This is a genomic window from Rhodopseudomonas sp. BR0G17 (assembly GCF_010907025.1).
GTDB lineage: Bacteria > Pseudomonadota > Alphaproteobacteria > Rhizobiales > Xanthobacteraceae > Rhodopseudomonas > Rhodopseudomonas palustris_H.
Genome location: NZ_QUML01000257.1, coordinates 1 through 380, shown reverse-complemented (window position 1 = coordinate 380; position 380 = coordinate 1). Strand labels below are relative to the sequence as shown.

The 380-nt window shown below is 68.4% G+C and carries 1 protein-coding gene; it reads left to right on the top strand.

Features of this window, described 5'->3' with window-relative positions; genetic code table 11:
- Nucleotides 1-187: DUF3991 domain-containing protein (locus tag DY467_RS26935; protein ID WP_502706468.1), on the top strand; the 187-nt coding region annotated here is incomplete at its 5' end.
- Nucleotides 188-380 lie beyond the last annotated feature (193 nt).

The following is a 380-nucleotide window of genomic DNA, read 5'->3' as shown; positions in this document are numbered from 1 at the left end:
CGCCCGCCGCTGGGCCGAGCGTCTGAAGCCGCGCCCCGGCTCGCCGGCCTGGCGCTATCTTGCCGAGACGCGCGCCATTCCCGACCACCTCATTCAGGAAGTGGTCGATCAGGATCTCCTGCGCGAGGGTCCGTATGGCAGTATGTGGGCGGCTCACACCGATGATGCTGGCGCCGTCGTCGGCTAGGAAGAGCGCGGCCCGGAATGGCGCGGCTTCGCGACGGACGGGATGAAGGTGCTGTTCCGGCTCGGCGCCGCCGATCCGAAGCGTGTCTGCATTGCAGAGGCGGCGATTGACGCCATAAGCCCCGCGGCAATCGAAGGTCTGCGGCACGGCTCGCTCTATGTCGCACCGGCGGCGAAAGCCGCGATCTATGCGC